This is a genomic window from Microcystis sp. M53598_WE2 (assembly GCF_030067735.1).
Classification (GTDB): Bacteria; Cyanobacteriota; Cyanobacteriia; order Cyanobacteriales; family Microcystaceae; genus Microcystis; species Microcystis aeruginosa.
Genome location: NZ_JASJFE010000462.1, coordinates 1 through 5,446, shown reverse-complemented (window position 1 = coordinate 5,446; position 5,446 = coordinate 1). Strand labels below are relative to the sequence as shown.

Annotated in this window: 2 protein-coding genes and 2 pseudogenes; 1 reads left to right on the top strand and 3 read right to left on the bottom strand. The window is 46.3% G+C overall.

All coding sequences use genetic code 11. The features are described 5' to 3' along the window. Both PX636_RS09610 and PX636_RS09605 read right to left on the bottom strand, forming a co-directional pair. Positions 1-804 (bottom strand): annotated as a pseudogene (locus PX636_RS09610) (SDR family NAD(P)-dependent oxidoreductase); the annotation flags it as partial. Between the two features lie 41 nt (positions 805-845). Beyond that, positions 846-1,049, bottom strand: a pseudogene (locus tag PX636_RS09605) (transposase); the annotation flags it as partial. Positions 1,050-1,389: 340 nt separating this feature from the next. On the opposite strand from PX636_RS09605, the gene PX636_RS09600 reads away from it, so the two are divergent. Beyond that, positions 1,390-2,175, top strand: a complete 786-nt coding sequence (locus tag PX636_RS09600; RefSeq protein WP_002796369.1) for an SWIM zinc finger family protein — start codon at positions 1,390-1,392, stop codon at positions 2,173-2,175. A 121-nt stretch (positions 2,176-2,296) separates the two neighbouring features. Here PX636_RS09600 and topA read toward each other — a convergent pair whose 3' ends face one another. Continuing rightward, complete coding sequence (topA, locus tag PX636_RS09595; protein WP_002796370.1) at positions 2,297-4,933, bottom strand: type I DNA topoisomerase; 2,637 nt, start codon at positions 4,931-4,933, stop codon at positions 2,297-2,299. Positions 4,934-5,446 lie beyond the last annotated feature (513 nt).

Sequence of the window (5,446 nt, the reverse complement as noted above, 5' to 3'; positions counted from 1 at the left end):
GCTGGGTGGCACTGAAATAATAACAGGAATAAATCCCCCTAAAAGACACCCCCAAAATGCGGAAATAATATCATAGTTTTCCGATAGCTGAAGAATTACTTTATCGTGAGCTTGTAAACCCTGCTTTTGTAATCCGGCTTGTATTTGTTGAGCGTCTTCCCATAATTGTTGATAAGACTGAAAAACTTCCAATCCATTAGATTGAATATAAATAATCCCTTTATTTGAATAATTTTCAGCAGCTTTTTGGAGGATTTCTGCCAAGGTTTTCGGTTGAAGTTCAGATTCTTCTAAAAGCTGTCCGTGACTGATTCCAGCTTGAGTGTTAGAAGTGTGAATCCCCAGATGAATCGGGGTTTCAGATTTTTGATGATCATTTTTTTTCTCTATTTTTAAGGGCAATAAGTCCGATAGATGTAGGGGTAAAATTTTGATTTTTTTGGAAGTCATGACGACGGCAACTTGATCAATGTCTGACAAAGAGCGTAGTTTTTCTTCTGTCTCCTGAACTTGATGATCATCGATAATTTCAATATTCTTTAATGCAGTTTCATCGACATCACCGCTATCGGTTAAGGGTAAACTGGAAATCTGCACATAGATATTAGGCAGAAGATTGTCCGGTAACTGAGACTGTAAATCGGAGGACAATTGTTCAGAATTCCAAGCTCCAGAGGAAACGATATAGGCGACTAATTCCCCCTCCCGTACCATAAAATAGCAATCTTCAATTAAGGGATTTGATAAAAAGACTTCTGCTAATTTCTGACAATTTAATTGTGGATTTTTCTGTTCTGTCCTCATACCTAAAATCCTCGTTTTTGTGTACATCTTGCCAATTCAATTCAATTCTGAATTTCATCACTGTCTGAGCTATCACATAATAGCTCATTCGGGGTACGATAGTCAAGACATTTTCGAGGACGATTGTTAACCAAGTTTACTGCTCTTTTTACCTCCTCTGGCTTAAGGATTTTAAAATTCCTTTTCTTGGGAAAGAATTGTCTTAACAGTCCATTAGTATGCTCGTTTAATCCCCTCTCCCAAGAAATTTTGTAGATGGTTTCTTGACATCCTGACCGCCGTAAAACGGACGGCGATTCCCAAAACTCACAATTTGGGTTTCTGCTTCATAGATGACATGACATCCCAGCAAGACGGCTATTTGCCGTTGAGATAAATTTACCTCTTGACCAAGTTGGTAGAGCAAGTTTCTTGGTTCTATGTTAGGATGTTGGTGGCTTCATTTTTGGGTCTGATTTGTTGTTGTTAAAGATCAGAATATACCTGATGAGCCTTTCTCTGTCAACTCTTAAGGCTGATGCGTTTCCTTTTTGAATTGGCGTTTTTGTTGGTAACGAAGCTGATAAGCGGTAGGGTGAATAAAAAATGACAGAACAAGCTTGGTGGGTACAAAAATGGCTGGAACTACTCGATTCCTATCGCTTTAAAAAACGCTTGGAACGAGCTAGACTTTACGCCAGAGAAGGCAATGTTTTAAGTATTGACTTTGAAGACTCGCAAGTTATTGCCAGAGTACAAGGCAGTGAACCAGAGCCTTATATAGTGGACTTATCCCTAGTCGCTTTTAGTGATGAAGAATGGGATTATATTATTAAGCTTCTCTCCAAAAAGGCCATTTATTCCGCTCAATTGCTCACGGGACAAATGCCCGATCATATCGAGCGTGTTTTTATCGATAGTGGGGTGAATTTATTTCCCTTTTCCCTAGCTGATATTCGCTCTCGTTGTACCTGTCCCGATCAAGCCAACCCCTGCAAACATATAGGAGCAGTATATTATCAATTGGGCGATCGTTTTAGCGTCGATCCCTTCCTGCTTTTGCAACTGCGCGGCCGAACCAAAAGCCAAATTCTGGAAGCTTTACGAGAAAAACGCTCCTATTCCTCTGATAATCAACCTTTAGCAGTCAGTGAACCCCCCACAGTAGTTGAAAAAACTGCCCCCGACAGCACTATCGATCGCTTTTGGCAGTACGATGAGGAGCTAGATCCCTCCCTAGTTGTGATTACGCCGGGGAATGAAAATCAAACCATTCTCGACATTTTAGGCAATTTTCCCCTCGCTGCCCCCGAATCAGATGCCATAGAACAATTTTTAAAACCAATTTACCGGCAAATTCCCCAAGAAGCGATGGCGATTGCTTTACAGTAGGGAATTTGGGGTATGGGAGCAGCCCGTTCAAAGTGGTGCAAAAGACAAAAAAGCCAGCCAGATTTGTCCTCGCATCAGGGCCAGGAATTAACCATGGAGAAAATCGCCCCACCACTAACCGCTAAACCGTCTTACTTTTGCTGGTTTTACTGCCTGGGGAAGTAGTTTTTTTGGTCGTGCTAGAAGTAGTTTTCTTAGTAGTGGTTTTCTTGGCAGTGGTTGTCTTGGCCGCTAGGGCGACTAAAGCTTGTTCTAGAGTCAGGGTTTCGGCGGTTTCTCCTTCGGGAATCTTGGCGTTGGTCTTACCGTGCTTGATATAAACTCCGTAGGGACCTTCGTACAATCCCACGGATTCCCCATCGTCGGGATGTTTACCCAATTCTTTTAAGGGTGGTTTGGTGGAACCGCGGGCGCTGCGAGTTTTTTTCGGTTCGGCTAATAAGGCCAAAGCTCGATCGAGGGTTATGGTTAAGACATCATCGCCGGCTTTCAGGGAACGATATTCTTTTTCCTTACCCTGTTCCTGAACTATATAGGGGCCAAAACGACCTAAACTGGCTTTAATTTTGCCTCCGGTGAGGGGATGGGTTCCCAGTAGTCGCGGCAGTGCCAATAAACCCACCGCTTGTTCGAGGGTGACATCCTCTGGTTTGACTCCTTTGGGTAGGGAGGCGCGTTTCGGTTTGGGGTTGTCATCGCTGACATCTCCTAACTGGACGTAGGGGCCGTAACTACCCACGAGCAGATAAATTGGCTCTCCGCTGTCGGGATGAAGACCTAATTTATCGGGACCCTCGGTTTTCTGTCGCAGCAGGGTTTCTACCTGTTCGGGGTTGAGGTCGGCGGGGGTTAAATCGGCGGGGATGGAAGCGGTGAGGATTTGATCGCCTCGGGAGACTTCCAGATAGGGACCGTATTTGCCGATCTTGATAGTTGCCTGTAAATCCTCTAAAATCACCGATTTGGCGGTGCTAGAGTTAATTTGACTCTCGCGCTCTTTTACTTGGCTTTCTAGCCCTTTTTCGCCGCGATAGAAGCGATCGAGATAGGGCAACCATTGAGCGGAACCAGTGGCGATATCGTCGAGAGTTTCCTCCATTTTCGAGGTAAATTTGGGATCTACCAGGTCGGGGAAATGATTTTCTAACAAACTAACCACGGCAAAAGCGGTGAAGGTGGGAATCAAGGTTTTATTCCGCATTTGGGCATAACCGCGATCGATAATTGTGCCGAGAATGGTGGCGTAGGTGCTGGGTCGCCCGATTCCTTCACTTTCGAGGGTTTTTACGAGGGAGGCTTCGCTATAACGGGCGGGGGGTTGGGTATCGTGGCTAATGGCTTCTAGTTGGCGACAATTGGGGGTATCACCGACGCTGAGGGCGGGTAAGATTATTTCTTGGTCGTCGATGGCGGCTTCGGGATCGTCGGAACCTTCCACATAGGCGCGGAAAAAGCCGGGGAAGTCGATTCTTTTGCCGGAGGAGCGAAATCCGGCATTTTCTACCTGAATATTAACGGCGATCTGGGTAATGCGGGCATCGGCCATCTGTGAGGCGACGGTACGTTTCCAGATTAGGTCGTAGAGGGCGAATTCTAGTCCGCTCAGGCCGGTTTCCCGGGGCAGGCGAAAGCTACTACCGGCGGGCCGGATGGCTTCGTGGGCTTCCTGTGCGCCTTTGCTTTTGGTGGTGTACTGCCGGGGTTGGGGACTGAGGTAATTTTTTCCGTACATTTGTTCTACACAATTGCGGGCGGCGGTGATGGCCTGATCGGAAAGATGGACGGAATCGGTCCGCATATAGGTGATGTAGCCCTGTTCGTAGAGATTTTGGGCGATTCGCATGGTGTCCCGGGCAGATATGCCCAGTTTCCGGTTAGCTTCTTGCTGTAGGGTGGAGGTGGTGAAGGGGGGGGATGGTTTGCGAGTGGTGGGTTTTTCTTCGGTGTGGCTAACGCGCCAGATTTTGTCTTCGATGCGTTCTTTTAAGGCGGCGGCGGTGGCTTGATCCAAAAGTGTCACCTGGCGACCGGGGAGCAGTCTGCCGGTGTCGGCATCGAAATCGCTGCCATTTGCCACTTTTTGACCGTTTAAGGTGACTAATTTCGACTCGAATTGATTTTTGTCCTTTTCGAGGGTGGCTTTCAGGTCCCAATAATTGGCGGTTTTAAAGGCTCGTCGTTCTCGTTCGCGCTGCACGAGCAGACGTACCGCGACGGATTGCACGCGGCCGGCGGATAACCCTTTGGAGATTTTTTTCCAAAGTAGGGGGGAGAGGGTATAACCGTAGAGGCGATCGAGTATGCGGCGGGTTTCTTGGGCGTGAACTAAATTTTCGTCGATGGAGCGACAATTTTTGAGGGCGGCTTGGATTGCCTCTTTGGTGATTTCGTGAAATACCATCCTTTTGGTGGGTATTTTCGGGTTGAGTACCTGCAAGAGATGCCAACTGATGCTTTCGCCTTCCCGATCTTCGTCGGTGGCGAGGATCAGTTCGCTGGCCCCTTTGAGGGCTTCTTTTAATTCTTTGACGACTTTACTTTTGGTTTTGGGGACGACGTAGAGGGGGTCGAAATCGTTCTCCACATCTACGCCTAAGTTGGCCCAGGATTTGTCTTTGTGGGCGGGGGGAATTTCTTCGGCAGAGGCGGGCAGATCGCGGATGTGGCCCATGGAGGCTTGGACTCGATAGCCGCTAGGTAGATAATTACTGATTGTCCGAGCTTTGGTGGGGGATTCGACAATAACCAGGGTTGACATAGGAATTGATCACGAGGGCATGGCCACAGCGACTGTTTTAGTTAGACTGACCATCTTTGTTTGATGATGGGCAAAAGTTACTATTTATCTTGACCGGCTTGATTCGGGTCAAAAGCCACTTACTACGATAATAGAGATTAAAGCTGGTGTTTTGTCACTAACTTCTTAATAAAACTTAATATTTTTCTGAAGCAGGGAGATGGGAGCAGGGAGCAGGGAGAAGGGGAGAGGGGAGACCAATTCGTGCGCGTTGCGGGGGGAGATGGGAGCAGGGAGAAGGGAGAAAAAAGCTGACACTGATGACTGATAACTGATAACTGATGACTGATGACTGACTCCTAACCCCATATTCGCCAAAGATAAGCAAAATTTATTGATTGATGCCAAAAACTTGAGAATATTTAAATTAACATTCCGCAATATTTATAAATTCTTAAAAATTAATTGAGAAAGATTTTTATTTAACAACGATGTTACAATGGTTACAGCGATTTTACTGAATTTCATAATGGG